Raw genomic sequence first — 26,597 nt, forward strand, 5'->3', positions numbered from 1 at the left:
GTGCTGCGCCTGGCCGGACGCTGGGAGCCGCCGGACACCCTGTGGCTGGCCCACGACCGGCCGCTGGCGTTCAGCCTCGCCGGGCGGCGGCGCATCGTCGTCGCCACCGACGGCCTGACCCGGCATCTTGGCGCGCCGGCGGCGGCGGCCGTGCTGGCCCACGAGCGGGCCCACCTGCGCGGCCGCCACCACCTGCTGGTCGCCACGGCCGAGGCGCTGCGGGCGGCACTGCCGTTCGTCCCGCTGTTCGGCCGCGCCCCGGCCGCGATCCGTGCCCTGGTCGAACTCGCCGCCGACGCGGCCGCCGTGCGCCACCACGGCACCTCGGCGGTCCGCTCGGCGTTGCTGTGCGTGTCCCACCACGACACCCCCCGTTCGGCGCTGGCCATGACCGGCGACGCCGTCGACCTGCGGCTGGCCCGGCTACGGCACGGCACGACGACTCCCGGCCGGCTGCGCCGCGCGGTGACCTGCGCGGTGGCCGGGCTGACCGTCACGGCCCTCCCGTTCGCCGTCGGCACGGTCGGGCTGCTCGGCCTGTCGCTGGTCACCTGCCCCGGCTAGGTCACCAGGTGACGGGCAGGGCGTGCAGGCCGTAGACGACGCTGAACCGGCGGTAGTCCAGTGTGTCGTAGGGCTGGGCGAGCGCCAGGGTGGGGAAGCGGCGGAGCAGCGCGCCGAACGCGATCCGCATCTCGGTGCGGGCCAGCGGGGCGCCGAGGCAGTGGTGCACGCCGTGCCCGAGGGCGACGTGCCGGGTCGGCGGGCGGGCCAGGTCGAGTCGGTCGGGATCCTCGACCAGGGACGTGTCGCGGTTGGCGGACACCAGCGACGTCATCACCAGCGCCCCTTCGGGGATGGTGTGGCCGGCGATCTCGACGTCGGTCTTCGCCCGGCGTGGGGGCATCCAGTTCACCACCGACAGCCAGCGCAGCAGCTCCTCGACGGCGGAGTCGATCAGCTCCGGGTCGTCGCGCAACGCCGCGAACTGGTCGGGGTGGCGCAGCAGCGCCAGGGTGCCAAGGCCGAGCATGTTCGAGGTCGTCTCGTGGCCGGCCATCAGCAGCAGCTCGGCGCTGCCGATCAGCTCCTCGGTCGACAGGTCGTCGCCGTGGTCGCGGATCAGCATGCCGAGCAGGTCGTCGCCGGGGTTGGCCTGCGCCTGGGCGACCAGGTCGGCCATGTAGGCGCGCCCCTCCCGCTGGGCGACCATCCGCTCCTCCAGCGACAACGACGTGTCCAGCAACCGCATCGAGCGGTCCTGGAACCCGTCGCGGTCGGCGTACGGCACGCCGAGGAGTTCGCAGATCACCAGCGACGGCACCGGCAACGCGAAGTGCGCCACCAGATCGGCCGGTTTCCCGGCAGCCTCCAGCTCGTCCAGCGCGGCGTCGACGATCTCGGTGATCCTCGGCTCCAGCCGGCGCATCCGCCGCACCGTGAACTCGCCGGTCAGCATCCGCCGCAGCCGGGTGTGCTCCGGCGGGTCGAAACTGATCAGCTGCCCGGCCCGCAGCCGCTCGGCCTCCTCCTTGTCCAGCATCTCCGCACCCGGGATCTGACTCGCCGCGCTGCTGAACCGGTCGGTGTCGGCCAGCACCTCGCGGACGTCCGCGTGCCGGCACACCACGTACGCCGGCCGGCCGGCCGGGGTCGTGATGGACACCACGCCTTCCTCCTCGCGCGCCCTGGCCAGCTCGTCGGTCGGGTACAGGCCGTCACGGCGCATCGGTAGCGGCAGGTTCGGGGCTTGCGTCATCAGATCCATCCATTTCTGTTGCGGGACAACTACTTCACTGCGGTGGCCGGAGTCCACGCCCGGAGCTTGTCGGGGTTGCGGACCGCCCAGATGTGCCGGATGCGGCCGCGTACGACGTGGAACGCGGCCACCGTGACGGTGACGCCGTCGCGCTGGACGACCAGGCCCGGCTGGCCGTTGACCGTGCTTTCCAGCAGCGTCATCGGGCCGAGGCGGCGGAACAGGGCGTGCAGCGAGCGCACGATCGACTCGGCGCCCTGGATCGGGTGGCGGCTGGTGCGGGCCCGGCCGCCGCCGTCACCGGTCGCGGTGGCGTCCGGGTCGAGCAGGCCGATCAGCGCGGTGATGTCACCGGCCTCCCAGGCCGCCTTGAACTCGCGGACGACCCCGGCCTGGTCGGGCAGCGGCGCCGGGGTGTGCGCGGTGCGCAGCCGCCGGCGCGCCGAGGACGCCAGCTGGCGGCAGGCGACGTCGCTGCGGCCGACGATCCGGCCCACCTCCGCGAACGGGTAGCCGAACACGTCGTGCAGGATGAACGAGACCCGCTCGGCGGGCGTCATCGCGTCCAGCACGACCAGGAACGCCATGTTCACCGACTCGTCGAGGGTGACCTGGTCGGCCGGGTCCGTGACCGCCCACTCCCCCGGTTCGGGCAGCGGCTCGGGAATCCACTCGCCGACGTAGGTTTCCCGGCGGGCGCGGGCCGAGGTCAGGATGTTGAGGCACAGCCGGCTGGCGACCGTGGTCAGCCAGGCGCCCGGCCGGCGGATGTCCAGCCGCGCCCGCACGGGCATCGCGTACCAGCGGGCGTAGGTCTCCTGGACGACGTCCTCCGCGTCGGCCAACGTCCCCAGCAGGCGATACGCCAGGTTGATCAGCTGGCGGCGCTCGCCCATGATCACGCTCAGGGCTGGTTCTGGCGGGTTGGTCATCGTCGTCGGCTCCGTCGGTGTCTGCGATCGCTCACCCCTTCGACGGGACAGCCGGCCGTTTCGTGACGTCTCACGTTTCGCGGCGGCGCCTTGTCGGAGGCGGTGAGAACCCGAACAGCGAAGGGACATCGCATGTCAACACCAGCTCACCAGGTCGTCGTGGTCGGCGGCGGCTACGCCGGAACGATCGCGGCCAACCGGCTGCGCTCCCGCGACGACGTCGCCGTCACCATCGTCAACCCGAGGCCGGTTTTCGTCGACCGCATCCGCCTGCACCAGTTCACCGCCGGCACCGGCCAGGCCCAAGTCGACTACGACACGCTGCTCGGCGAGGGCGTGCGGCTGGTGGTCGACGACGTCACCCGCATCGACCCGGCCACCCGCACCCTCCACCTGGCCTCGGGCGGCACGCTGCCCTACGACCACGTCGTCTACGCCGTCGGCAGCACCGGCGCGATCCCGCTGTCGGTGCCCGGTGCGGCCGTGCACGCCCTGTCGGTCGCCGAACTGGAGTCCGCGCGGCGGCTGCGTACGCGGCTGGGTGAGCTGGCGCCGTCGGACCGGGTCACCGTCGTCGGCGGCGGCCTGACCGGCGTCGAGGTGGCCGCCGAACTGGCCGAACAGGGCCGGCCGGTCACGTTGATCGGCGACCTGGCGCCCTCGCTGAGCGTCGGAGCGCGCCGATCGGCGACGAGATGGCTCGCCCGCCACGGAGTCGTGCTGGTCGACGGTCAGGTGGCCGAGGTCCTGCCCGACGCGGTGGTTCTCGCCGACCGTTCGACCCACCGCGGCGCGCTGACCATCTGGGCGGCGGGTTTCGGCGTGCCCGGCCTCGCGGCGGCCAGCGGCCTGCGCACCGACGACCTGGGACGCCTGCTCACCGACGAAACCCTGACCAGTGTCGACGACGAGCGGATCGTCGCCGCCGGGGACGCGGCGGCGCCGTCCGGTCAGCCATTGCGGATGAGCTGCCAGGCGGCCGGACCGCTGGGGGCGCAGGCGGCCGACACCGTGCTCAGCCGGATCGCCGGCGAGGAACCGGCGGTGATCAACCAGGCGTTCGTCGGGTCGTGCGTGAGCCTGGGGCGCGGCGGCGGTGTGCGGCAGTTCGCCACCAAGGACGACCGGGCGAGGGAGCTGTACTTCGGCGGGCGGGTGGCGGCGGTGTACAAGGAGTTCACCTGCAAAGTGGCGCTGGCCAAGATTCGTCTGGAGGCACGCAGGCCCGGATCGCTGCCGTGGATCAAGGGCGGGACGAGGGCGACAGCGGCGCAGCGAGTGTGAGACGGTCGGAGTAGGGGAAACGGTCGCCTTCGTCGGCGGGGAGATCGCGGACGAAACACCGGTACAGCAGTAGTTCCCGGCGTTGTTCCGTTGCCGGGTCGGTGGATTCGGTGGTCAGGTCGTGCTCACCGTCGTGGTTGAAGTGGAGGCCTTGGTCGTCCTGGTAGAAGCGGGGGAAGGCGGTGGCCCATTGGGAGTGTGATCCCCAGCCGTGGGAGAGGTCGTCGGTTCGGCGGGTTGGACGGCGGTGGGTGAAGTACAGGGTTGACGTGGTGGCGGTTTCTGGGTTGATCAGTGTGCGCGGGGCTCGGATGTGCACTTCCGCTCGACTGAACAGCAGGTTGCCGAAGGTGAATCCTGGACTTGTTACTTCTTCCAGGGTTATCTCGTCGGTGGTTTCGTCCGGTGTCACCATGGTGATTTCGTGATGGAAGGGGGAGAAGTTCGTGGTGTGTTCGAAGGGGGTGAGACCTATGTTTGTCAGGAAGCCCGCACGCAGCTGAGGTTGGGGTAGCAGGTAATCGCTGATCCGGTTCAGGGCATACAGTTCGTACAAGTGGGATGGGGTGGCTGGTTGGCGTTGTTTCAAGCCGGCCAGTTCGGCCAGGCACTTGGCCGCTTGGGGTTGTTGGTCCAGCAGGGTGTCTTCTTGATTTGCGAGGAGGCGGTACAGGGTTTGGAAGTAGCCTGGGTGTTGGATAGCGTTTCCTCTTGAGTCAGAGACGGTTGATGGTCCAACCGCCAGCGGTCGTCAGCGTGCGGGGACGAAGTCCGCGGCGAACTGGCCCAGGGCGATTCTGTTGGGGAGGCCGGTTTTGGTCATCAGGTTGCAGACGTGTCGTTCCACCGTTCTCGGCGACACGTGCAGTTTGGCGGCGATCTCCTGGTTGCCCAACCGGCCCACCAGCAGGCCCAGTACCTCGTACTCTCGCACGGTGACCCCGGCCGACCGCAGCTCTGGTGGGATTCCGTCCACTCCTGAGCGTCGTTGGGGGACCTTCGCTCCTGCTTTGCGCAGCAAGGCTCGGCAGGCGTCGGCCACCGGGCGGATGCCTCGGCCGTGGAAGTAGCTTTCGGCCGCGCGTAGCCACGCGGCGGGCTCGCCCCAGCCGTCCTCCAGCGCCGCCTGGCCCACCAGTCGTAGTCCGAGGTGGCGGGTCATGGTGAACGGTTCGGCCACGGCCAGCGCCTGCGTCACCGCTTCGGTGGCCGCTGGGCCGTTGCCCTCGCGGCCGGACAGGACCGCGTCGGCGAACAGGACGAACTGGCGGTCCCAGCGCAGTGCGCTGGCCGGGTCAGCGGCCACTGCCGCGTGTTCGGTGCGGTCGGCCTCGCCGGACAGGACGGTGAGGAGCAGGGCCAGACCGTGTCTGCCGCTGAGGTAGTAGACGCCGTCCAGAGTGGACACCGAGGCGACCAGCGACGACGCCAGGGAACGGTTTTCGGCCAGCAGGGCGCGGAAGGCCCCGGCCAGTCCGTGGATCCGGGGGGCGTGCAGGGTGGGGTTTCCGCCCCAGCGTTCGAACTCGGCCAGGGCGACGGTCATCGCTGACTCGTCGCCCTCGTGCGCGGCGCACACCACGCGCAGCAGCAGCAGGTACCGGGTGGTTTCCATCAGTCTCAGGCGGACCGTGGAGCCCAGGACGCGGTCGATCACCGCGCGCGCACCGGCGCAGTCGCCGCGCAGGATCAGCTGGAGGGCGATGCTGGATTCCGCCTGGTACCCGGCGGTGACGGCGCCGACCTGGCCCGCTTTGTCCCGCGCCTGTTCCAGGCGGCGGATGTCACCGGTGCGCAGCGCGTCGTCGTTGCCCAGGCGGATCAGGGCGTGGATCTCCCAGATCGGGAGGCCGTACTGGATCGCCAGCGAGTTCGCCCGCTCCAGGCAGCGGGTCGCCTCCGCCGGGTCCCGGTGGCGCACGATCGCGCCCAGCAGCTGCCAGGCCTGGCACGCCACCGCCGGCAGCGGCACGGATTCCGCCACGGCCGCCGCCTGGCGGGCGGTTCGTTCGGCGTGGTCGAACTGGCCGACCCCCGCCTGGTCCAACGCCAGGTGGGCGGCGACCACGTCGACCTGTGCCAGGTCGGCGGCGTCGGGAGACGGGCCGAGCAGGCCTCGGGCGGCGGCGACCTGGCTCAGGGCCTCCTCACCGCGACCGGCGACGGCCGCCGCCCACGCCACCTGGGTGTGCAGGTTCGCCCTGCGTTTCGCGCTCAGGTCGCCGACCTGGTCGAGGATGCGCATCGACGTCAGGGCGCGTTCCACCTGGCCGGCCTCGACCAGGGCCAGCAACAGCTGTTCGAGCACGGACGCCCTGGTCTGCTGGTCGCCGGCCAGGAGTTCGAACGCCCGGTCCAGCAGGGACACCGCTGAGGTGGCGCCGCCGGCGGTGAGGGCGCGGCGACCGGCCTCGGCGAACAGGCGGCCGGCCGTTTCGCGGTCGCCGGCGTCCAGGCGCAGTCTGGCCACCACCTCGCACCATTCGCCGGGGTGGCCGGGGTGAACCGTGTCGACCGCGTCGGCCACGCGGCCGGCCAGGCGCGCCTGCTCCTCGCGATCCAGTTGGGCCAGAACCGCGTCCCGGCTGAGCTGGTGGTGGAACGTGTACCAGTCGGCGGTCTGCTCGTCGGGCGCCACCAGCTGGCCGGCGAGGTCGTCCTGCAGGAGGCTGAGCAGGACATGGTCCGACAGGCCCGTCGCCAGTCGCACGACCGCCAGCGGGAAGCGGGAGCCGAACGTGGCCGCCACGGCCAGCACGTCCCTGGTGCGCTGACCGAGGTTGGCCACCCGCCTGGCCAGCGGGCGGGCCAGGCCCGCCGACGTCGCCGTCGGGTCGCCGGTGAAGGTCCAGGTGCCGCCGGTGCGGGTGAGGGTGCCGTCGTCCACCATGACCTTGAGCATTTCCTCGGCCATGAAAGGGTTTCCGGCGCTGCCCGCCCACAGCAGGCGCAGTGCCTCGGCCGGCAGCTCGCTGTCCAAACAGGACATGGCGAGGCGTCGGAGGTCGTCGTGGGGCAGGCGGTCCAGTTCGATGACCGTGCACCGTCCGCGCTGTGCGGCGGTTCTGGCCAGGGTCGCCGCGGTGCTCTCGTGGTCGCGGATCCCGCCGATCAACAGGGTCGGCCACAGATCCAGGTTGTCGACCAGATACTCCAGCACCGCCAGGGTTTCCGCGTCGGCGTCATGCAGATCGTCCAACGCCAGCAGGCAACCGTCGTCCCGGCCGGCGAGACCGGTCAGCCGCAGGATCCCCTCGGCCAGCACGACCAGCGAGTCACCGTCGCCGCCCCACGTGGCCGCGTTCCCCCAGCCCGGCACGACCCGCCCGAGAATCGGGCCGAAGGGCCCGAGTTCCGCCTGGTCGATGGTGTTCACCCGCAGCAGGTACAGGATCGCCTCGGTGAGCGGGCGGAACGGCGTCGCCGGGCCGATGACGCTGGCCCGCCCCCGCATCAGGGCCATTCCGGCCGCGTAGGCCGACTCGGTGGCCGCCGCGGCCAGCCGGGACTTCCCGATGCCCGGCTCGCCGATGAGGAACACCGCGCCGCCACGGCCGATCCTGGCGTCGGCGAGCGCGTCCTCCAGGACCCGCAGCTCGCGTTCGCGACCGGTCAGGGCGGCTGAACCATGCCGCATAAACGCGACATTACCTGACGTTTTGTCCGTTCGGCTGCGCCGATCCGACCAACCGCGCCCAGCCCGCCGGAGGCTGTTCGCCGGTATCCAACAGCGGAAACGGCCTCCGGCGCGCCGTCAGGTCACGCCTGCGGCGGGCAGCAGGTGGTGTCCAGGACGACGAGGCTCTCCGCCCCGGCGGCCGGGCCGCCGGCCAGCAGACCGGCGGCCACCATCGCCACCGGCAGCGCCGCGCGGGTCAGCACGGCCGTGTTCAGACCGAAGGTCACCGACGGCAGCAGGCGCAGCCGGCCAACGGCGTTCGTGGTCGGGTCGTCGGTCGGGATGTGCTCGGACATGGTGGGTTTCCCTTCTGGTGGAACAGGTCCCGTGGGTGTGCGGAACCGGGGTCAGGAACGGGTGGTTCCTGGTCGTAGCAACAGGATCGACGGCACCTGGTGGGGTGCCGCCAGCCGCAGCAGGCCGTGGCCGATGCCGGCGAGCCCGGTGAGCAGCCCCGGGGTGGGGACCGCGCCGGGCACCCCGCACAGCGGCCCGTGCCGGTGCAGCACGTCCAGCGCCTGCCCGGCGTGGCGGGGCAGTGCGACCGACGCCGGGGTCACCGGCCCACCGGTCCCGGCGATCGCCGCCAGGACCTCGGTGACCCCCAACTGGCCGTGGCACAGGCTCAGGTCTCCGCCCACCGCACCGTCGGCCATCGCCGCGACGTCGGCCGGCGAGATCTGACCCGGCACACACGAACTGGCCAGGGCCAGGCCGGCGCCGCCGTCGCACCAGCCGCCGGTCGGCTCGCGGGTGGTGGCCAGCGCCGCGACCTGGGCCGCCGCCCGCCGGCCGGCCTCGCGGTGGGCCGGGGCCGGACCGTCGTTGGCCAACGCCCAGGCGATCCCCGCGAGGCCCGCGGCGAAGGTCAGCGGCAGGCCACCGACGTCCTCGTCGGCGATGCCGGTCAGCCGGTCGGCGCAGTCGGTGGCCACGGCGGCGGCCTCGGCCAGCCCGAGGTCGACGTGTACGGCGCTCATCGCCGCCAGACAGCCGGCCAGGCCCCCGGTCCAGCCGGGGTCGGGGCCCAGCGGGCCGGCGGTCGCGGCCAGCAGCACCACGTCGGCGGCGCACTCGCACAGCACCGGGTCGTCGAGCAGCAGACCGAGCCGGGTCAGGCCGTAGGCCAGGCCGCCGAGCCCGGACAGCCCGCCCCAGCCGACCGCCGTGGCCAGTGCCGGGTTCGCGGTCAGCGACCGCACCAGGGACGGCACGTCGTCGACGGCCCGGGCGGCGACCTCGGCGTAGCGGTCGATGCCGGTGACCCCGGCCAGCTGCGCCAGGAACAGCGCGACCCCGAGATAGCCGCTGCCCAGGCCGGCGCCCATCGGCAGCACCAGCCACTGCCGCTCGTCGACGGCCTCCAGGCCCAGCCAGTTGACCCGCTCCCCCTCGGCGCCGGCGGCGTGCGCGACGATCCGGTCGGCGACCGCGCGGGCCGCGGCCACCAGGGCGTCCGGATGCACCACGGCGTTGCCCAGCGCGCCGGCGACCGTCGTGGCGACCGGGTGGGCCGGCGCGCCGCGCCGGGTCGCCAGGGCCGCCGCGATGATCCACTCCTGTTCCCGGCGGTCGACCTCGTCGAGGCCGGCGAGCACGGCCAGCGCGGCGCCGACCCCGGGGCGGGGCAACCGTCGCGGCAGCCGCACGCCCTCGGGGGTGCGCAGGTCGCCGGCGCCGGCGCCGGCCAGGAACATCGGCACGTCACCGTTCCACAGCGCGGCGATCTCGTGGCGCAGCAGCTGGCCGAACAGCGGGTGGCCGGCGCGCCCGGCGTAGAGCACCGACAGCGCCTCGTCGCGGTCCAGCGCGTCGCGCAGCACGTCGGGGTGGGTGGTCTCGTCGAGCAGCGTCGCGTACAGCCAGGTCGGCCGGGTGATCACCCGGACCTCCAGGCCCGTGCACGCGCCGAGCAGCTCGGCGAACTCGTCGCGGTGGGCGACGATCGTGTCGTAGGCCTGGCGGAACCCGGCGACCATCGCGTCCTCGTGGTCGCCGGGGTCGAGGTCGGCGCCGTCCAGACGCGGGCGGTTGGCCGAGCCGGTGAGCGTGGTGGCGCGCCGGGTCAGGCGCATCCGGTCGGTGCCGGCGTCGAGCCAGTCCACGACGCTGGCCGGGCTGGCCGCGCCGCTGTCGCCCCCGAGACCGGACAGGTCGGCGATGCCCTGCTCGCCGACGACCAGCCTCGGCAGCAGCGACGTGCGGTACACCGAGGAGGCGAGCAGGTCGCTGGCCGGGTCGCCGCTGCCGGCCACGTCCAGTTCGGCGTTGAACAGTGTCTCGGTGTCGATCAGGACCGGGGTGTCGCCGTGCGCGACGACGTTCTCGAAGTGCACGTCGGTGGTGCGCAGCACGTGCAGGGCGGCCAGCAGCGCCCCCTGGCCACGGTAGAAACGTTCTGCCCCCGCGCGGTCGGCCAGCTCACGCCGGGGCACGTACTCCGACCAGCCGTACCCCGCCGCGGCGACGGTCCGCGCGGTGCGCGGGCCGGTCGACGGCTGGTGGGCGGCCAGCCGGTCGAGGAACTCCCCCGCCCGCAGCCCGGTGGTGACCTCGCGCGGCTTGTGGACCACCCGCCGCCCGTCGGCGAAGTCGACGAACGCGACCGCGCGCCCGCCGTGGTGGCGCTCGCCGCGTCCGGTCACCACGGCGGTCACCGGCCCGGGATCGGTGCCGTCGAGCAGTGTGGCCACCACCAGCGCCCGGTCGGCGACCAGCCGGTCGAGCAGTTCGCCGGTGGTGGTCACGGTGGCGTCGGTGGCGGTGGCGAGGAGCCGGGCGAGCACGGGGTAGCGGGTGAACAGCTCGGCGAGCCCGTCGCGGGAGGCCACGGCGGCGGCGAAGCCGACGAAGCGGGCGCGGGAGTCGGGGCCGGTCAGCCGGCCCTCGGCGCCCCACTCGTGCAGCAGGGTCACCAGCGCCCTGGCGGCCAGCCGGACCAGCTCGGCCAGCAGGGTGTCGCGGATCCCGGCGGTGATCCCGGCCAGGTCGAGCAGCGCGGGGTCCACGGTGCCGGCGGCCGAGGTGATCCGGCGGACGGCGTCGTCGGCGAAGGGCGCCAGTACCCGGCCGAACGCCGCCCGCCACGGGCCGTCGACCTCGCCGGCGGTGGCGGGCCGGGCGGCGGAGACCACCCGCTCGGTGGTGTCCACCCAGCCGGGTCTGGCGACGCGGGCGGCGAGCGTGGCCGGCGGTTCGGCCCGCAGCGCGCGGACGGCGTCGGCGTCGAGTCCGAGGTCGGCGGCCAGCAGGGCGGCGGTGTCGGTGGGGTCGGCCGGCTCCACGGGCTGGCGGGTCTGATCGGCGGGGAGACGTTCGTGGGTGGCGAGCGCGCGGGCCCACCAGGCCTGACCCGCCAGCGGCTCGGTGTGCCCGGCGATCGTGACGTTCCCGCCGCTGGAGGTCATGGCGGCGACACTGCCAGCCGGACCGGTCCCCGTCATGGGGGTCCGACCCCGACATTCCGCTGTCACCGACCCCCACGTTCTGCCCCGCCGGGCCCGCCGGCACCCCGAAACAGCAGCTGGCGGCGCTGATGACCAGCAGGTCGGGGCCGGGGAACAAATGTAGGTACCGGGACCCGATGTGCGGGCGGGCCCGCGCGCACATGCTGGGACCAGCTCGTTCGACTCGCCGAGGAGGGCATCGTGGGTGAACCGGTTCCGGTCGGCGTGGTGGCGCTCGACCCCGTGCTGGAGGCCGGTGCGACGGTGGCGCTCAGCGCGTCGCCGGACGTGACGGTCGTGCTGCCGGGGGAGGCGCCGGCGGTCACGGTCGTCGTGGTGGACGAGGTCGGGGAGCGGGAGCTGGACCTGGTGCGCGGCACGCGCGACACCGCCGCCCGGCCCGAGGTGGTGCTGGTGGCCACCGACCTGGCGGCGACGGCGGCGCTGCACGCGCTGGCCGCCGGGGCGCGTGGGCTGCTGCGCCGCCGGGAGACGGCCGGCGGCCGGCTGGCGCGCGCGACGCTGGCCGCCGCCAGCGGTGACTCGACGGTGCCGCCGGACCTGCTGGACCACCTGCTGGCCAGAGCGTCGACGGTGCCGCCGCCGGGTGGGCCGTCCTCGTCGCTGAGCGAGCGTGAGCGGGCGGTGCTGACGCTGGTGGCGCAGGGGTGCGACACCGCCGAGATCGCCCGCCAGCTGTGCTACTCGGCGCGCACGGTGGTGAGCGTCATCCACGACATCACCAACCGGTTCCGGCTGCGCAACCGCGCCCACGCGGTGGCCTACGCGCTACGGACGGGGTTGCTGTGAGTGAGGTTGGCGAGCGAACGATGGGCACAGGCGAGCGAGCTGGTGGGGGACGGTCGTGAGTGTCCCGGTTCTGGTTCGGCCGGCGGCCGCTGTCGCGCCGTTGCGGGTGTGTGCGCGGGTGTGTCCGGCGAGCCGGGAGCAGGTGGATCGGCTGTTGCGTCACCGGGACGTGGTCGTCACCGCCGACCTGGAGTCCGATGTGGACGTTCTGTTGGTGGCCGGGACGACCGTCGAGGAGGCGTTCGCGCTGCGGCCGGCCGGGTGGCCGGGTGCGCGGGTGGTGGTGCTGGCCGACACGTTCTCCCGTGAGGGTGTCCGCGAGGCCGTGCGCGCCGGGGCGACGACGCTGCTCCGGTTCGCCACCACCAGCCCCGGGCACCTGGCCGCCGGTCTGCTGACCGCGCGCGAGGGCGGCGGGCAGATGCCGCACGACGTGCTGGTCCGGCTGCTGGGCGGGTCCGGGGCGGCGGGGCGCGCACCGCGCCTGACCCGGCGGCACCTGTCGGTGTTGTGGCTGCTGGCCGAGGGGTTCGACAACGCGGCCGTCGCCCGGTCGCTGACCTGCTCGGTGCACACGGTGAAGAACGTGGTCCGCGAGCTGCTGGTGCTGCTGAACGCGCGCAACCGGGCGCACGCGGTCGCCGAGGCCGTCCGGCTCGGCCTGGTCTGACCGGAGGGACGACGTGGAGTCCGAGAACCCGCTGACGGTCGGGCGGTGGCGGCTGTGGCCCCGGTTCGCGGTGTGTGGCCCGGGTTTTCCCGCCTCGGGGGTGCTGTCGCTGGCCCCGGACGGCCTGGCGGGCGCGGCCGACGCGCTGCCCGCCGAGGCGCCGCTGGCGGGCGGCCCGCGCTGGGACGCGTTCGTGGCGTCGTTCGACACCGCCTCGGTGACGACCGCGCTGACGGTGCGGGAGATCGCCGACCGGCCGGCCTTCCGCACGGCGGTGGCCTGGTCGGATCCGGCGCTCACGCCGCCGGTGGAGGACTGCGAGGACCTGGCCGCCCACCACTGGCAGCGCCTCGCCACGCGTTCGGCGGGTGGACCGATCGGGTGGGGCGGTTGGGATCCGTCGATCAAGGGGGTCGAGGTCGACCACGGCGTGGGGCTGGTGGCGTCCTCGGAGGTGTCCGTGGCGGGCTGGGTGGTCGACGTGCTCGCCCGGGCCGTGGACTCCGATCCGGCGCTGCGCGCGTGGATCCCGCCACGGCGGGTGCCGTTCGTCCGGGTCAGTGGGAGCACGGTGTCGGTCGCGGGCCGGCCGACGCGGCTGGTGCCGCCGGCGACGCGGGAGCTGCTCGCCCTGTGCGACGGGACACGCACGGTCGCCGACCTGGCCGAGGCGCTGTCCGCGCGCCGGGACCGGCCGGTCGGTTCGCCGGCGGTGGTGACGACGCTGGCGGAGATGGTGGCCCGGCGGTGGATCGTGTGGCGGCTGGAGGTGCCGGCCGGCCCGGACGCGTACCGGTCGCTGCGGGCCGCGCTGGACGCGGTCGGCGATCCGGCGACCCGCGCCACCGCACTGTCCACTGTGGACGTCGTGGAGCGCGGGCTGGACCGGGTGGTCGCCGCCGGCCGGGACGCCGGGGCACTGCCCGTCGCGGTCGCGGCGCTGCGGACCGACCTCGAAGGGCTCACCAGCGGTACCCGGGGGCTGCCCGACCGGCCGCTGGTGCACCTGGACCGCCGCCGCTCGGCCACGGCCAGGGTCGGCACGGCGGTCCTGGGTGAGCTGGCGCCGCTCGCGCTGTGCCTGGACGCGGCGCGCTGGCTGGCCGGCCGGTTCGCCTCGGCCATCGCCGGGCACGTCCGGCACGCCTACCGGCGGCTGCTGGCCCGTGACGGCTCGGTGGACCTCGGGTCGCTGTGGTTCGAGTGTCTGCCAGCGCCGCACCGCGAGGCGGTCACCGAGGTCGAACGCCTCCAGGGCGAGCTGCGCGAACGCTGGGCCGGGATCGTCGCCGCGCCACCGGGCGCCAGCCACGTTCAACTGTCCAGTATGGACATAGCGGTGAAGCTCGGCGCCGCGTTCGCCGAACCGGGTCCCGGCTGGCCGGGCGCGCGCTACGCCAGCCCCCGGCTGCGGGTGGCGGCCACCAGCGTCGAGGCGGTCGAGCGGGGCGAGTTCAGCCTGGTGCTCGACGCCCTGCCGGTCGCGACCAACACCGCCGGCACGGCCCTGTTCCTCCGCCAGCACACCGACCCGGCCGAACTGCTCGACCAGACCACAGTGGACTTCCCGGGCCCGCGACTGCTGCCGATGCCGGCCAGACCGTACGACCGCGACCAGCCGGCACTGGTGCGGCCGTGCGACTACCAGGTCGCGCTCGCCGACCACACCGTCGACCCGCGCCGGCCGCGTACCGTCCTCGGCGCCGACGTCACGGTGTCCGAACAGGACGGACGGCTGTCGGCGGTCCTGCCCGACGGCACGGTGTTCGACCTGCTGGACGTGTTCGGCGAGGCCATGAGCGCCCGGGTGGCCGACCGGTTCGGCGTGACCGGCGACGACGACCACACGCCGAGGGTCACCATCGACCGGCTGACCGTCGCCCGCGAGACCTGGCGGATCGCCCCCACCCGACTGACCTTCGCCGAGGAGCCATCGCAGGCCCGGCGGTTCGTGCTGGCCCGGCGGTGGCGCGCGCGAACCGGCCTGCCCCGGTTCGTGGTCGTCGACTCCCCCGCCGAGCCGGTGTTCACCGTGGACTTCGACAGCCCGGTGTCGGTGAACATCCTGGCCGGTTGCGCCCGCCGGCTCGCCGCCGAGGTCCCGCACGGGCGACTGACCATCACCGAGATGCTGCCCACCCCCGACCAGGCGTGGCTCACCGACGACGCGGGCAACGCGTATCTGTCCGAACTGCGGCTCATCGCCGTCGACCAGCAGGGAGCCGGGACATGACGGTGCTCGACGCGATCGCCGCCCACGCCGCACGCACACCGCACCAGCCGGCGGTCGTCGGCAACGACGCCGAGCTGACCTACGGCGAGCTGCTCGCCAGGATCGACCGGCTCGCCGGGTCACTGGTCGCGGCCGGCGTCGGACCGGAACGGATCTGCGGGGTGGCCCTGGACAGCGGGGTCGACGCGGTCGTCGGCCTGGCCGCCGTGCTGCGCGCCGGCGGCGCGTTCCGCACCTGGGACGTGGACCGCACGGCGTGCGTACTGACCACCGGCGCGCTGGCCGCGACCGTCCCGGCCGGGGTCCCGGTGGTGCTGGCCGACGACCCGGCGCCGGCCGCGGCGTTCATCCCGCGCTCGCCGGGGCCGCGGTCGCTGGCCTACGTCAGCCCCGACGCCGTGCTGGTCGAGCACCTCGGGCTGGTCAGCTCGCTGGTGGCGCTGGTCGAGGACTGCGACCTGGGCCCGAACACGGTGACCGTGCGGCTGGCCCCGCTGGGCACCGACGCCTCGGTGCGGGAGATCTTCGGCACGCTGGTCGCCGGCGGCCGGCTGGTCGTGCTGCCCCGGGCGACGCTGGCGCGCCCGGCCGGGCTCGGCCGCGCGGCGGAGGTCTTCGGGGTGAACACGATCCTCGGCGTCACCCCGTCGTGCCTGGGGTACCTGACCGAGGACCGGTCGGCGTCGCGGTGGCTGCGGGCCGTGCGGTTGGTGGTGACCGGCGGCGAGTCGCTGCGCCCGTTCCTGGCCTCGGGCGGGCGCAACCTGCTGGGCGGGCGGCTGCTGAACCAGTACGGCCCACCGGAGGTCACCCTGCCCTCGACCCGCCAGGACGTGCCGACCCACCCGGAGACCGAGGTCGACCTGATCGGCACCCCGCACGACGGCGTCACCGTCCACCTGCTGTCCGAGCGCCTGGAGCCGGTCCCCGACGGCACTCCCGGCGAGGTGTACCTGGGTGGGCCGGGGGTGGCACGCGGCTATCTCGGCCGGCCGGCCGACACCGCCACCCGGTTCCTCCCCGACCCGTTCGGCCCGCCCGGCGCGCGGATGTTCCGCACCGGCGACCTGGCCCGGCGGCTGCCCGACGGCACCCTGGTCCACCTCGGCGACCTGGTCACCCGGCCCCGGGAGCCCCAGGAGCGCCCGCTGGCCGCCCTGCGGTAGCGGTCAGCGGCGGCGCGCCCGGTAGGCCGCCGCGTGGGTGCGGTTGCCGCAGGAGCGGGAGCTGCAGAAACGCCGGGAACCGTTGCGGGACAGGTCGACGAACACGTCCTGGCAGCCGTCGGCCGCGCACACCCGCAGCCGGTCGGCGCCGCCGTCGGCGATGACGGTCAGCAGGGCGGCGGCGGTGGTCGCGGCGACGCGGTCGGCGACACCGGCGCCGTCCGGGGCGTAGTGCCAGTGCCAGGCGCCGTCGTGGTCGGTGAGCTGGGGCAGCGCGTGGCGGTCGGCGAGCACGGCGTTGAGCGCGGCGACCACCGCGCGTTCGTCGCCGGCGCCGAACACCGCGCGCAGGGTGGTGCGCAGGCGTTCCAGCTCGGCCGGGGGCGGTGGCTCGGTCAGCGCCCAGCCCCGGTTGGTCAGCAGGGCCGCGGCCGTGGCCTCGTCCAGGTCCGGGCTGTTGACCAGGTCGACGGCCGTCAGCACCGCCCGGTTCGCGTAAGCACCAAAGTTCATTTGACTCCTGAGCCGTGATCACCCTAACGTCAGGAGCATAACCAATTTCACTACTGACGCCGAGGTGACCCAGGTGCGGTGCGACTGCGAGATCCTGCCTCCCCCGACCCTGGTCCGCGAGACCGTCGCGGTCAGCGCCGTGCGCCGGGGCGCGACGACCGCCTGGCGGGACGGCACGCTCACCGTCGCCACCGACCTCGCCGACGGCATCGCCGTCCCCCTGGTGACCTCGGTGTCCGTCGACGTCATCCCCCCGGACGGGCGCGCCGTGCCGACCGACACGATCCTCGACGTCGCCCCTCTGGCCGCCAAGGTCGAGGGCGGCCTCGGCCACGGGACCACGCGGCTGGCCACCGGACTCGCGCTGGTCGTGACCGGCGTCGACGCCCAAGGCACCCAGCTGGGCGAGGCCGGCAACTCCGCCGGCGTCCTGGCCGACCGGCTCGCCGACGCCGCCGCCGGCACCCCCGACCCCGGCGACTGGATCATCCGGGTCGCCGTCACCATCGAGGCCGGCCGGCGGATGGAACGCCCCGGCCCCGCCGCCGCCCACCGCGCCGCCGACCTGGTCGCCGACCGGCTGCGGGCCGCACTGCTGGCCGCGCCGGTCACCGGCCGGGAAACGCTCACCGAACCCGGTGGCAGCGGGCCGCGCGTCGCGCTGGTGAAACTGGTCATGGGCCAGGGAGCCATGCACGAGAACCTGGTCTTCCCCACCGAACCGGCCGGCGTGCGCGGCGCGGCCTCGCTCATCGACCTCGGCAACCTGCCCCAACAACTGCGGGTCAACGAGATCCGTGACGGCGCCGTGCACTCGCTGTGCTGCGTCGGCCCGTCCAGCAAGGAAACGACACTGCACTACTACCGCGACCCGCTGGTCACGGCGCTCGCCGGGAACCCCCGGCTGCGCCTGACCGGGGTCATCGTCGTCGGCAGCCCCGCGCAGGAGGCCGACAAGCACTTCGTCGCCCGGCGGGTCGGCGCCCTGGTCGCGGCGTCCGGTGTGGACGGTGTGGTGGTGGCGACCGAGGGCTTCGGCAACAACCACATCGACTTCGCCGCCGCCATCGCCGAGATCGCCAAGTACGGCACGCCGACCGTCGGCGTGTGCTGGTCGGCCGCCCGGGGTCTGGTCGCCGGCAACGAGTACCTCTACGCCCTGGTCGAGGTGAACAAGGCGGCCAGCGGCCAGGAGACCGACGTCCTTGGCGAGAACACCGCCGACGCCGCCGACGCCGGCCGCGCGGTCACCATGCTCGAAACGATGCTGCTCGGCACCGACATCGCCCCGCCGCCCCCGGTGTGGGAGCCCGGCGCGACGCCCGGCGACGGCCTGCGCAGCGAGGTCCCGGTCGCCGCGACCACGCCGCCGGAGCTCGCGGTCCTGGCCGGACCGCTGGCCGCGACCAGGGTCGCGCTGGTGTCCTCGGCCGGCGCCCACACCGCCGGCGACACCCCGTTCCGCCCCTACGCCGACTACACCCTGCGCGAGATTCCCGCGCCGACGCCCGACGAGCGGCTGACCTTCGCCTCGGGCAGCTACGACAACAGCGACGTCAACGCCGACCCCAACTGCCTGTTCCCACTGGCCCGGCTGCGGGAGCTGGCCGAGGCCGGGGTGATCGGCGGCGTCACCGGCACGCACTTCGCCATGCAGGGCGGCGGCGCCGAGATCGAACGGGTCCGCACCATCACCGGCCCCGACCTCGTCCGGCGGCTGCGGGAGTGCGGCGCCGAGGCGGTCGTGCTGGTCGGCGCGTGCGGCAGCTGTCACCGGTCGGCGGTCGTGCTGCAACGGCTGGTCGAGCGCGCCGGCATCCCCACGGTGATCATCGCGTCGCTGCCGACGGTCGCCGCGCAGCTCGGCGCGCCCCGGATCGCCACCGCCGACACCCCGATGGGCGCGGCCCTTGGCGCACCGCACGACACCGCCCAGCAGCGCCGGGTGCTCACCGGCGCGCTGGAGCTGCTGACCACCGCCACCACGCCCGGCCAGACGGTCCGGCTCGCCGAGTCCTACCGGGGGTGACCGGGCCTCGGAGTTGCGGGCGCCCCGGAGTACGTCTGTGATGGAGCTCCGACGGTGGAAGGAGTTCCTCGTGCGTGGCGTCGTGTTGCACGCTCCCGGTGACGTCCGGGTGGACCACCGCGAGGACCCGACGATCATCGAGCCGACCGACGCGCTGCTGCACGTGTCCGCGACCTGCGTGTGCGGGTCGGACCTGTGGCCCTACCGGGGGATCGAGACCGTCGACGGCCCGTCGCCGATGGGCCACGAGTACGTGGGAGTCGTCGAGGCGGTCGGGGACGAGGTGACCACGATCAGCCCCGGCCAGTTCGTCGTCGGGTCGTTCTTCGCCTCGGACAACTGCTGCGCGAACTGCCGGGCCGGCTACCAGAGCGCCTGCCGGCACCGGGTGCCGATGGGCTCGCTGGGCACGCAGGCCGAGTGGGTGCGGGTCCCGCTGGCCGACGGCACGCTGGTGCCGACGCCGCGCGTGCCGCCCGACGACCTGGTCCCGAGCCTGCTGGCGGCCTCCGACGTGCTGGGCACCGGCTGGTTCGGCGCGCTCGCCGCGCACGCCGGGCCAGGCCGCACGGTCGTGGTCGTCGGCGACGGGGCGGTCGGGCTGCTGGCCGTGCTGGCCGCCCGGCAGCTGGGCGCGGAACGGATCGTCGCGATGAGCCGCCACGAGCCCCGCCAGCGGCTGGCCACCGAGTTCGGCGCCACCGACATCGTCACCGAACGCGGCGACGAGGGCGTGGCGCGGATCAGGGAGTTGACCGACGGGCTGGGCGCGCACTCGGTCGTCGAGGCGGTCGGCACCCAGGAGTCGATGATGCAGGCCATCCGCTCCACCCGCCCCGGCGGGCACGTCGGGTACGTCGGCGTGGCCCACGGCGTGACGTTGCCGGGTGAGGAGCTGTTCTACTCCCACGTGCACCTGCACGGCGGCCCCGCGCCGGTCCGCCGGTTCCTGCCCCAGCTGATCGACCTGATCCTGGACCGGGTGATCGACCCCGGCCGGGTCTTCGACCTGACCCTGCCGCTGGACGAGGCGGCGGAGGGTTACCGGGCGATGGACGAACGCCGCGCGATCAAGGCGCTGTTGGTTCCCTGACCGGCAGGTCCAGTGCCCGCGCGATGGCCGAGACGACCGGGTCGGCGTGCTCGGGCAGGTGCCGGGCGGCCCACGCGGTCACGAGCCCGAGAAACGCGGTGAGGTCACGTTCGGCGCCGGCCAGCAGCTCCCGCAGCGTGGCGGCCGGCAGCTCGATCACCGGGCTGTCGCGCAGGTCGGTGTCGACGGTCAGCCGGACCGTGTCGCCGTGACGTTCGGCCGACGGGCTGGGTTCGTGGCCGAAGAAGCCGTAGCCGCCGTCCAGGACGCCGTACCAGTCGCGCCGGTCCTCCAGACCGGTGCAGCAGCCGGGAACCAGCGTGACACCCGCCGTGGCGTCGGTGACCCGCAGGCCACCGGCGGCGAGCGGCTCGTCGACGGTGATCAGCCCGTGCAGGAAGGCACCGAGCGGGTCGGTCGGCGGGTGCGGGTCGCCGGCGTCGTGGTTGTACGCGGCGATGCCCAGGACGGCCGTGCCGATCTCGTCCTCGGTGAGCCCGCCACCGAGGGCGAGCAGGCCGAACCGCTCGATCCCGGCGACCGGCCACAGCGCGAACCCCTCCGGCGGGACGACCTCCAGCACCGGTTCCAGCACGATCATCCGCCCAGTGTGGCCGGCCGGAAATTCGGTGTTCAACCGGATTTCCCGGCCAGCACACTGCGGTCGTGGCCATGACAGCGACCATGACCGGAACCGGACTGGGCCTGGTGTCCTGGGTGCTGTTCGCGACCTCCGGGCCGCTGGCCAAGGCCGTGATGGCCGCCGGCTGGCCGGCGGCGGCGGTCACCTCGGTGCGGGTCGCGCTGGCGGCGGTGCCGCTGGTGGCGCTGGTCGCGCTGGCGCGGCCGGGGGCGTTGCGGTGGCGGGCCGGTGACGTCTGGCCGCTGCTGGGTTACGGCGTGCTCGGGGTCGCCGGGGTGCAGTTGCTGTTCTTCGTGGCCGTGGCGCGGATCCCGGTCGGGGTGGCGATGGTGCTGGTGAACCTGGCGCCCGCGCTGGTCGCGCTGTGGGTGCGGGTGGTGCGCGGCGTGCGGCTGCCCCGGCTGGTGTGGCTGGGCATCGGGCTGGCGGTCGCCGGGCTGGCGGTGGTCGCGCGGATCTGGGACGGTGGCGGGCTGGACGCGCTGGGTGTGGCGGCCGGGTTGGGGTCGGCGGTGTGCTCGGCCGGGTACTTCCTGCTCGGGGAGCGCGCCGCGCACCGCCGCGACGCCCTCGGCACGACCGCCGCCGGGCTGGTCGTCGGCGCGGTCGTGCTGGCCGTGCTCTGTCCACCGTGGACACTGCCGGTGGACCGGCTGGGCGCGGCGACGCCGCTGGGGCCGGTGTGGCTGGTGTTGCTCACGCTGGCCGTGGCCGGCACCGCGCTGCCCTACCTGGCCGGACTGCGGGCCCTGCGTGAGCTGGCCCCGGCGCGGGCCAGCGTGCTGTCGGTGGTGGAACCGCTGGTCGCCGCCGCGCTGGCGTGGGTGCTGCTCGGCCAGGCGCTGGGCCCCGCCCAGCTGGCCGGGGCGGCGGTGATGCTCGCCGGCGCGGTCCTGGTCCAGCTGGCCGGAGTGGTCGAGGCCACCGGCGTGTAGTCCCGCGCCGGTTCGGCGGTTAGCGTGACCGATGTGCGCATCAGCCTCGGTCACATCGACACCTACGACGACCGGACCGCCGCGTTCGCCCACCAGCTCGGGCTCGGCTCCGTGCAGCTGCACACGCCGAGCAACCTGCCGTGCGAGAACGGCTACTGGAGCCTGGCCGAGCTGCGCGAGCTGCGGGACCGCTGCGACCGCGACGGGCTGGTGATCGAGGGCCTGGAGAACGTCCCCGCCCAGCACTTCGTCAAGGTCCAACGTGGACTGCCCGGCCGCGACGAGCAGATCGAGAACTACCAGCGCACGATCCGCAACCTCGCCAAGGTCGGCATCACGCTGCTCGGCTACAACTTCCTCACCACCTACGTGTGGCGCACCGACATGGGCGGTCTCGGCCGGGGCGGCGCCGCGGTCACCGGGTTCGACCTCGACGTCGCCGACCGGGGCAACGCGCTCGCCGCCTACAAGCTCACCCCCACCGAGCCGATCGACGAGCCGATCACCGCCGACCAGATGTGGGCCAACCACCAGTACTTCCTCGACGCCGTCCTGCCGGTCGCCGAGCAGGAGGGCGTGCGGCTGGCGCTGCACCCCGACGACCCGCCGGTCGACACCCCGCTCGGCGGCGCCACCCGCATCTTCACCTCGCCGGCCGCCCTGGTCGAGGCGTCGCGCCGGGCCGGGGACAGCCCGGCGTGGGGCCTGAACTTCTGTGTCGGCACGGTCTCGGAGATGAACGGCGAGGAGTCGGTCAACGAGGTCATCGACACCCTCGGCGCGGCCGGGCGCATCTGCTACGTCCACTTCCGCGACGTGCGCGGCACCGTGCCGCGCTTCACCGAGTCCTTCCTCGGCGAGGGCAACCTCAACCCGGCCAGGGTCATCCGCCGGCTGCACGAGACCGGCTTCGACGGCTTCCTCATCGACGACCACGTCCCGGCCATGGTCGGCGACGCCGGCACGTGGGGCGACACGTCGTCGGAGGCGTACTGCTCGCGCGGCCGGGCGCACGCCATCGGCTACCTGCAGGGCGTGTTCAACGCTTTGGGCATCGACTGAGACGTCCCGTCGCTAGGCTGCCGGCCCATGGGGAGACGGCGGACCTGGCGTGTGGTCGACGGTGAACGCGTCGAGGGGACCTGGCGGCCCGCGTTCATCCACAACATCGACACCTACTACCTGACCGACCTGGTCGTCTACGCCGACGGCCTGGTCGACTGCTGGGGTCTGGTGACCGTCGACGAGCTGGCCGAGAAGCTGGCCGAGGGCTGGGTCGCCACCGACCTGCCCGAGGGCGCCCTGGCCTCGGCCGACGGGATCGGCGCGTGGCGGTTCGACCGGTCGTGGTCGACGCTGACCGCGCGGCGGCTGCTCGGCGAGGTCCGCGACGAGATCGACCAGCTCAACGACCGCCCCGACTCCACCGCCCGCTGTCTGGCCGTGCTCGACGTGTTCCGCGCCGACCCGACCGAGGCCAACCGCGCGGCGCTGCGCCGGGCGTTCGAGGCCATCCCCGAGCACCGGCGCCGCTATGCCCTGGGCGACATGGACCTGCGCGACCGGCCGCTGCGGATCCTCGCGGCCGGCCCCGGCAACCCCGTGCTCCCCGACGCCGATGGCAGCGAGGAACCCGAGACCGTCACCGAGGAACTGCACGCCGAGGCCCTCGCCGACATCGCCGACCTCACCGCCGATCTGGACCGCCGGGAGCGCCCACCCGCCGAACCGGCCGAGACCAGCGTCCTGATCAGCGAGACGCACTTCCCGCGCGGCTGGCCGGCCGACGCCGGCGTCCTGGTGCTGCGCAACGAGTTCCCCGCCCCGGTCACCGCCGGCGACCGGACCTACCCGACCGTCGCCCACGCCTACTGGGCGCTGGCCGTCGCCGGCGAGCCGGCCCGCCAGGAGGTCCTGGCCGCCGCCAACGGCTACGCCGCCGCGCACGCCGGCGAGCGGGCACCGGCCCACCCCGGCTGGAACCAGCGGCGCACGGCCGTCATGGCCGACCTGCTGCGCCACAAGTTCGCCCAGCACCCCGACCTCGCCACCGCCCTGCTGGCCACCGGAACGAGCCGCCTGATCTACGCGACCGGCGACCCGTTCTGGGGCCAGCTCGGCGACCGGGGCCACAACTGGCTGGGCCGGCTGCTGGAACTGGTCCGCGCCGAACTGGCGGTCAGCGCAACCTGATCATGTTCCAGGACAACGCCGGCAGCTCGACGCTCACCCGCCCGTCGGCCACCCGCACCCGCGGCAGGGTCCGTGGCGTGACCCGGTCGGGCCGCTCGGCGTTGTTCGTCGCCTCCGGGTCCTCGTCGAACAGCGCGGTGTGCTCGCCGGCCACCAGGTCCGGCACCGCCCGCAGGTCCAGGTCCAGCACCAGCGGCGCGTGCTGGTCACGGTTGACCGCGAACACCGTCACCGCCCCGGACTCCTCGTCGTGAACGGCCGTGGCGTCCAGCAGCGGCACGTCGCCGAAGGCCTCGGTGTCCCCGACCGGGCCGGTCGGTTCGATCCGCAGCACCTGACCCCGGCCGTGGCGCGACATCAGCGCGTACGGGTGGAAGATCGTCTGCCGCCACGCCGGGCCGCCCGGCTCGGAACGGATCGGCCCGATCACGTTCACCAGCTGCGCCATGCACGCGATCCGCACCCGGTCGGCGTGGCGCAGCAACGAGATCAGCAGGCTGCCGACCACGACCGCGTCGACCACCGAGTACTCGTCCTCGATCAGGCGCGGGTGCTCGGCCCAGTCCAGGCTCGCCTCGCCGCCGAACCTGCTCTGGTACCAGACGTTCCACTCGTCGAACGACAGGTTGATCCGCTTGCGGTGCCGCCCGACCGCGCGCACGTGGTCGGCGGTCGCCACGACCGCCTCGACCATCCGCTCCAGGTTGACCCCGCTGGCCAGGAAGCTCGCCCTGTCCTCGGGCAGCGGGTCGTAGTAGCTGTGCAGCGAGATGTGGTCGACCAGGTCGTAGGTCTCGGTCAGCACGGTCGCCTCCCAGGTGCCGAAGGTCGGCATCTTCTGGTGGGAGCTGCCGCAGGCGACCAGCTCGATCGTCGGGTCGACCCGGCGCATCGCCTTGGCCGTCTCGGCCGCCAGCCGCCCGTACTCCAGCGCCGTCTTGTGCCCGATCTGCCACGGCCCGTCCAGCTCGTTGCCCAGGCACCACAGCTTGATGTCGTGCGGCTTCGGCGTTCCGTTGGCGCGCCGCAGGTCCGACCAGTACGTCCCGCCGGGGTGGTTGGTGTACTCCAGCAGGTTGCGCGCGGCGTCGATGCCCCTGGTCCCCAGGTTCACGGCCATCATCGGCTCGCTGCCGGTGCGCCGCGCCCACTTCGTGAACTCGTCCACGCCGACCTGGTTGGTCTCCAGCGACCGCCAGGCCAGGTCAAGGCGCGTCGGCCGGTTCTCCCTCGGCCCGATGCCGTCCTCCCACCGGTAGCCCGACACGAAGTTCCCGCCCGGGTAACGCAGCACCGGCGGCGCGATCTCGGTGACCAGCTCGGAGACGTCGCCCCGGAATCCCTCGCCGTCGGCGCTGGGGTGGCCTGGCTCGTAGATGCCGGTGTAGACGCACCGGCCCATGTGTTCCACAAAGGACCCGTAGAGCCGTGGGTCCACCTCCCCGATGCGGAACGCGGGGTCGACTGTCAGTGCGGCGTGCTGCATGGACTATCCCTTCAACCCGGTGCCTGCGATACCTTCCACTATGCGCCGTTGGAACAACAGGAACACCATCACCAGCGGCAGCGCGCCGAGAACCGCCGAGGCCATGGTGTCGGCGTACCGGATACCGTAGGTGCCCTGGACCGTGGCCAGACCCACCGGGATGGTCATGATCTCCGGGTTGCTCAACGCCAGCAACGGCCACAGCAGGTCGTTCCAGGTCCACACGAAGGCGAAGATCGCCACCGCCGACACCGCGGGCCTGGCCAGCGGCATCACGATCTGGGCGTAGGTGCGCAGGAACCCGGCGCCGTCGATGCGCGCCGCCTCGTCGAGATCCTTCGGGATGCCGTCGAAGAACTGCTTGAACACGAACACCGCGATGGCGATCGGGATCTGCGGCAGGATCACCGCCCAGTACGTGTTCAGCAGGTTCACCGCGCCCAACTCCCGGAACCGGGGCACGACCAGCACCTGGCTGGGGATCATGATCCCCACCAGGATGAACCAGAACGCCAGCCAACGGAACCGGAACCGCAGCCGGGACAACGCGTACGCGGCCAGGCTCGCGGTCACCACCGTGCCGGCGCAGGCCAGCGCCGAGGTGATGAACGAGGCGGCGTACCAGTTGAGGATGTCGCCCTGCGCGAGCAGCGCGCCGAACGAGGCCAGCGTCGGGTTGTCGATGGCCCAGGTCGGGTTGGTGGTCTCGCTGTTGGGTTTGAGCGCGGTGTCCACCGCCCACGCCAGCGGCACCAGCCACAGGATCGCGAACGCGATGAGCACCCCGACACAGGTCCGGTTGAACAGGCGGGTGCGGCGGTCGACCGAGGCGTTCATCTCACAGCTCCGGTTCCTGGCGGCGGGTCATCACGAGCCACACCGCCGACACCGCGAGCACCACGACGAAGAACAACGTGGACGCGGCGGCGGCGTAACCACTGCGGAAGTCGGTGAACCCGACGTCGAACACGTACTGCAGCGCCGAGCGGGTGGCGAAGTTCGGGCCGCCCTGGGTCATCACGTACATCTGGTCGAACACCTTCAGCGACGCGATCACCTGCAGCACCACCACCAGCGACGTCGTGCGCGACAGCAGCGGCACGGTGACCAGCCGGATCTGTTGCCACGGACCGGCACCGTCGATCGCCGACGCCTCGTGGAGCTCACGCGGGATCTCGGCCAGCCCGGCGAGGTAGAGCACGAAGTTGAAGCCCAGCGTCCACCACACGGTGGTGATCGCCAGCGACACCATGGCGAAGTCCGGGTCGCCCAGCCAGTTCGGCTCCCCCAGGCCGATCGCGCTCACCGCCCGGCTGAGCAACCCCAACTCCGGCGTGTACATCCAGATCCAGATCAGCGCGACGACCGCCGAGGGCAGGACGTAGGGCAGGAAGAACGCGAGCCGGAAGAACCAGCGGCCCCGGGTGGTCCGCTCGGCCAGCAGCGCGAACAGCAGCGCCAGCGCGATCAGCGGCGGCGTGGTGAGGATGGTGAACCAGACGGTGTGCCACAGCGCCGACCAGAAGTCGGCGCTGCTCAGGGCCTCGGCGTAGTTGCTCAGCCCGGCGAACTCGCCGAGACCGGTGCTGACCATGCTGGTGTGGAAGAAACTCATCACCAGCCCGTAGATCGCCGGGCCGACGATGAACAGCACGTACAGCACGAGGAACGGGGCGAGGAACCACAGCGCTGGCCGGCCCTGCCGGCCGGTGTCGGTGCTGGCCAC

The 26,597-nt window shown here is 73.5% G+C and carries 22 protein-coding genes; 11 read left to right on the forward strand and 11 right to left on the reverse strand.

Annotation, left to right across the window (positions count from 1 at the left end; translation table 11 throughout):
* A partial coding sequence (locus BLA60_RS38840) for a M56 family metallopeptidase (RefSeq protein ID WP_154814901.1) occupies nt 1-564 on the forward strand: 564 nt, incomplete at its 5' end.
* 1 nt (nt 565) lies between these two features.
* Here the strand turns inward: BLA60_RS38840 and BLA60_RS38845 are convergent.
* Complete coding sequence (locus BLA60_RS38845; RefSeq protein WP_075138099.1) at nt 566-1,759, reverse strand: cytochrome P450; 1,194 nt, start codon at nt 1,757-1,759, stop codon at nt 566-568.
* Nucleotides 1,760-1,788: 29 nt separating this feature from the next.
* Nucleotides 1,789-2,691, reverse strand: a complete 903-nt coding sequence (gene sigJ, locus BLA60_RS38850; RefSeq protein ID WP_075138100.1) for an RNA polymerase sigma factor SigJ — start codon at nt 2,689-2,691, stop codon at nt 1,789-1,791.
* 132 nt (nt 2,692-2,823) lie between these two features.
* Between sigJ and BLA60_RS38855 the strand changes: the two genes are divergently transcribed.
* Complete coding sequence (locus BLA60_RS38855) at nt 2,824-3,975, forward strand: NAD(P)/FAD-dependent oxidoreductase (RefSeq protein ID WP_075138101.1); 1,152 nt, start codon at nt 2,824-2,826, stop codon at nt 3,973-3,975.
* On the opposite strand, the gene BLA60_RS44040 is transcribed toward BLA60_RS38855, so the two are convergent.
* The 4 genes from BLA60_RS44040 to BLA60_RS38875 form a co-directional block, all read right to left on the reverse strand.
* The gene (locus tag BLA60_RS44040) at nt 3,935-4,531 is read right to left on the reverse strand and encodes a hypothetical protein (protein ID WP_154814902.1); all 597 of its coding nucleotides are present in this window, start codon (nt 4,529-4,531) and stop codon (nt 3,935-3,937) included. The two genes, BLA60_RS38855 and BLA60_RS44040, sit on opposite strands and share 41 nt — an antisense overlap.
* 195 nt (nt 4,532-4,726) lie before the next feature.
* Nucleotides 4,727-7,612, reverse strand: coding sequence for a helix-turn-helix transcriptional regulator (locus BLA60_RS38865; protein WP_075138103.1), 2,886 nt, complete (start codon nt 7,610-7,612; stop codon nt 4,727-4,729).
* A gap of 122 nt (nt 7,613-7,734) precedes the next feature.
* Complete coding sequence (locus BLA60_RS38870; protein ID WP_075138104.1) at nt 7,735-7,950, reverse strand: hypothetical protein; 216 nt, start codon at nt 7,948-7,950, stop codon at nt 7,735-7,737.
* 51 nt (nt 7,951-8,001) lie between these two features.
* Nucleotides 8,002-11,061 carry a type 2 lanthipeptide synthetase LanM family protein gene (locus BLA60_RS38875; RefSeq protein ID WP_084736027.1) on the reverse strand — a complete coding sequence of 1,020 codons (3,060 nt, stop codon included), beginning with the start codon at nt 11,059-11,061 and terminating at the stop codon, nt 8,002-8,004.
* 240 nt (nt 11,062-11,301) lie between these two features.
* Here BLA60_RS38875 and BLA60_RS38880 point away from each other — a divergent pair, with 240 nt between their 5' ends.
* From BLA60_RS38880 to BLA60_RS38895, 4 genes are read left to right on the forward strand one after another with little or no spacing between them, the layout of a single operon-like run.
* Complete coding sequence (locus BLA60_RS38880; RefSeq protein WP_075138105.1) at nt 11,302-11,910, forward strand: helix-turn-helix transcriptional regulator; 609 nt, start codon at nt 11,302-11,304, stop codon at nt 11,908-11,910.
* A 55-nt stretch (nt 11,911-11,965) separates the two neighbouring features.
* Nucleotides 11,966-12,580, forward strand: a complete 615-nt coding sequence (locus BLA60_RS38885) for a helix-turn-helix transcriptional regulator (RefSeq protein ID WP_084736029.1) — start codon at nt 11,966-11,968, stop codon at nt 12,578-12,580.
* 13 nt (nt 12,581-12,593) lie between these two features.
* Nucleotides 12,594-14,813, forward strand: a complete 2,220-nt coding sequence (locus tag BLA60_RS38890; RefSeq protein WP_075138106.1) for a lantibiotic dehydratase — start codon at nt 12,594-12,596, stop codon at nt 14,811-14,813.
* Nucleotides 14,810-15,979 (forward strand): AMP-binding protein, encoded by a 1,170-nt coding sequence (locus BLA60_RS38895; RefSeq protein WP_075138107.1) that lies wholly within the window; start codon nt 14,810-14,812, stop codon nt 15,977-15,979. Before BLA60_RS38890 ends, BLA60_RS38895 begins: the two co-directional genes overlap by 4 nt.
* Nucleotides 15,980-15,982: 3 nt before the next feature.
* Here BLA60_RS38895 and BLA60_RS38900 read toward each other — a convergent pair whose 3' ends face one another.
* A complete protein-coding gene (locus BLA60_RS38900) occupies nt 15,983-16,492 on the reverse strand; it encodes a CGNR zinc finger domain-containing protein (RefSeq protein ID WP_075138108.1) in 510 nt (169 codons plus the stop codon).
* 64 nt (nt 16,493-16,556) lie between these two features.
* Here BLA60_RS38900 and BLA60_RS38905 point away from each other — a divergent pair, with 64 nt between their 5' ends.
* Both BLA60_RS38905 and BLA60_RS38910 read left to right on the forward strand, forming a co-directional pair.
* On the forward strand, nt 16,557-18,521 hold the full coding sequence (locus BLA60_RS38905) for a glycine/sarcosine/betaine reductase component B subunit (RefSeq protein WP_075138109.1): 1,965 nt from the start codon (nt 16,557-16,559) through the stop codon (nt 18,519-18,521).
* 70 nt (nt 18,522-18,591) lie between these two features.
* A complete protein-coding gene (locus BLA60_RS38910) occupies nt 18,592-19,614 on the forward strand; it encodes a zinc-dependent alcohol dehydrogenase family protein (RefSeq protein ID WP_075138142.1) in 1,023 nt (340 codons plus the stop codon).
* Here the strand turns inward: BLA60_RS38910 and BLA60_RS38915 are convergent.
* The gene (locus tag BLA60_RS38915) at nt 19,592-20,215 is read right to left on the reverse strand and encodes a hypothetical protein (RefSeq protein WP_075138110.1); all 624 of its coding nucleotides are present in this window, start codon (nt 20,213-20,215) and stop codon (nt 19,592-19,594) included. The two genes, BLA60_RS38910 and BLA60_RS38915, sit on opposite strands and share 23 nt — an antisense overlap.
* An 83-nt stretch (nt 20,216-20,298) precedes the next feature.
* On the opposite strand from BLA60_RS38915, the gene BLA60_RS38920 reads away from it, so the two are divergent.
* The 3 genes from BLA60_RS38920 to BLA60_RS38930 are packed head-to-tail and all read left to right on the forward strand — an operon-like array spanning nt 20,299 to nt 23,385.
* Complete coding sequence (locus BLA60_RS38920; protein ID WP_084736032.1) at nt 20,299-21,192, forward strand: EamA family transporter; 894 nt, start codon at nt 20,299-20,301, stop codon at nt 21,190-21,192.
* 33 nt (nt 21,193-21,225) lie between these two features.
* Entirely contained in the window at nt 21,226-22,254 is a 1,029-nt protein-coding gene (locus BLA60_RS38925; protein ID WP_084736041.1) for a mannonate dehydratase, read from the forward strand.
* A 27-nt stretch (nt 22,255-22,281) separates the two neighbouring features.
* Nucleotides 22,282-23,385 (forward strand): NADAR family protein, encoded by a 1,104-nt coding sequence (locus BLA60_RS38930; RefSeq protein WP_075138113.1) that lies wholly within the window; start codon nt 22,282-22,284, stop codon nt 23,383-23,385.
* Here BLA60_RS38930 and arfA read toward each other — a convergent pair.
* The 3 genes from arfA to BLA60_RS38945 are packed head-to-tail and all read right to left on the reverse strand — an operon-like array spanning nt 23,372 to nt 26,597.
* Nucleotides 23,372-24,871 carry an arabinosylfuranosidase ArfA gene (gene arfA / locus BLA60_RS38935; protein WP_075138114.1) on the reverse strand — a complete coding sequence of 500 codons (1,500 nt, stop codon included), beginning with the start codon at nt 24,869-24,871 and terminating at the stop codon, nt 23,372-23,374. The two genes, BLA60_RS38930 and arfA, sit on opposite strands and share 14 nt — an antisense overlap.
* Nucleotides 24,872-24,874: 3 nt before the next feature.
* Nucleotides 24,875-25,708: a carbohydrate ABC transporter permease gene (locus BLA60_RS38940; protein ID WP_075138115.1), complete on the reverse strand. Its 834-nt coding sequence runs from the start codon at nt 25,706-25,708 to the stop codon at nt 24,875-24,877.
* A 1-nt stretch (nt 25,709) separates the two neighbouring features.
* Entirely contained in the window at nt 25,710-26,597 is an 888-nt protein-coding gene (locus BLA60_RS38945) for a carbohydrate ABC transporter permease (protein ID WP_211289003.1), read from the reverse strand.

The sequence above is a fragment of the Actinophytocola xinjiangensis genome (assembly GCF_001921215.1).
Lineage (GTDB): Bacteria > Actinomycetota > Actinomycetes > Mycobacteriales > Pseudonocardiaceae > Actinophytocola > Actinophytocola xinjiangensis.

Bases quoted from the DNA above. Each gene is read 5' to 3' on its own strand.
- BLA60_RS38920 (WP_084736032.1), top strand. From the start codon at position 20,299: ATGACCGGAACCGGACTGGGCCTGGTGTCCTGGGTGCTGTTCGCGACC.
- BLA60_RS38940 (WP_075138115.1), bottom strand. From the start codon at position 25,708: ATGAACGCCTCGGTCGACCGCCGCACCCGCCTGTTCAACCGGACCTGT.
- BLA60_RS38895 (WP_075138107.1), top strand. From the start codon at position 14,810: ATGACGGTGCTCGACGCGATCGCCGCCCACGCCGCACGCACACCGCAC.
- BLA60_RS38900 (WP_075138108.1), bottom strand. From the start codon at position 16,492: ATGAACTTTGGTGCTTACGCGAACCGGGCGGTGCTGACGGCCGTCGAC.
- BLA60_RS38915 (WP_075138110.1), bottom strand. From the start codon at position 20,215: ATGATCGTGCTGGAACCGGTGCTGGAGGTCGTCCCGCCGGAGGGGTTC.
- BLA60_RS38870 (WP_075138104.1), bottom strand. From the start codon at position 7,950: ATGTCCGAGCACATCCCGACCGACGACCCGACCACGAACGCCGTTGGC.
- BLA60_RS38930 (WP_075138113.1), top strand. From the start codon at position 22,282: ATGGGGAGACGGCGGACCTGGCGTGTGGTCGACGGTGAACGCGTCGAG.
- BLA60_RS38845 (WP_075138099.1), bottom strand. From the start codon at position 1,759: ATGACGCAAGCCCCGAACCTGCCGCTACCGATGCGCCGTGACGGCCTG.
- arfA (WP_075138114.1), bottom strand. From the start codon at position 24,871: ATGCAGCACGCCGCACTGACAGTCGACCCCGCGTTCCGCATCGGGGAG.
- BLA60_RS38855 (WP_075138101.1), top strand. From the start codon at position 2,824: ATGTCAACACCAGCTCACCAGGTCGTCGTGGTCGGCGGCGGCTACGCC.
- BLA60_RS38875 (WP_084736027.1), bottom strand. From the start codon at position 11,061: ATGACCTCCAGCGGCGGGAACGTCACGATCGCCGGGCACACCGAGCCG.
- BLA60_RS38865 (WP_075138103.1), bottom strand. From the start codon at position 7,612: ATGCGGCATGGTTCAGCCGCCCTGACCGGTCGCGAACGCGAGCTGCGG.
- sigJ (WP_075138100.1), bottom strand. From the start codon at position 2,691: ATGACCAACCCGCCAGAACCAGCCCTGAGCGTGATCATGGGCGAGCGC.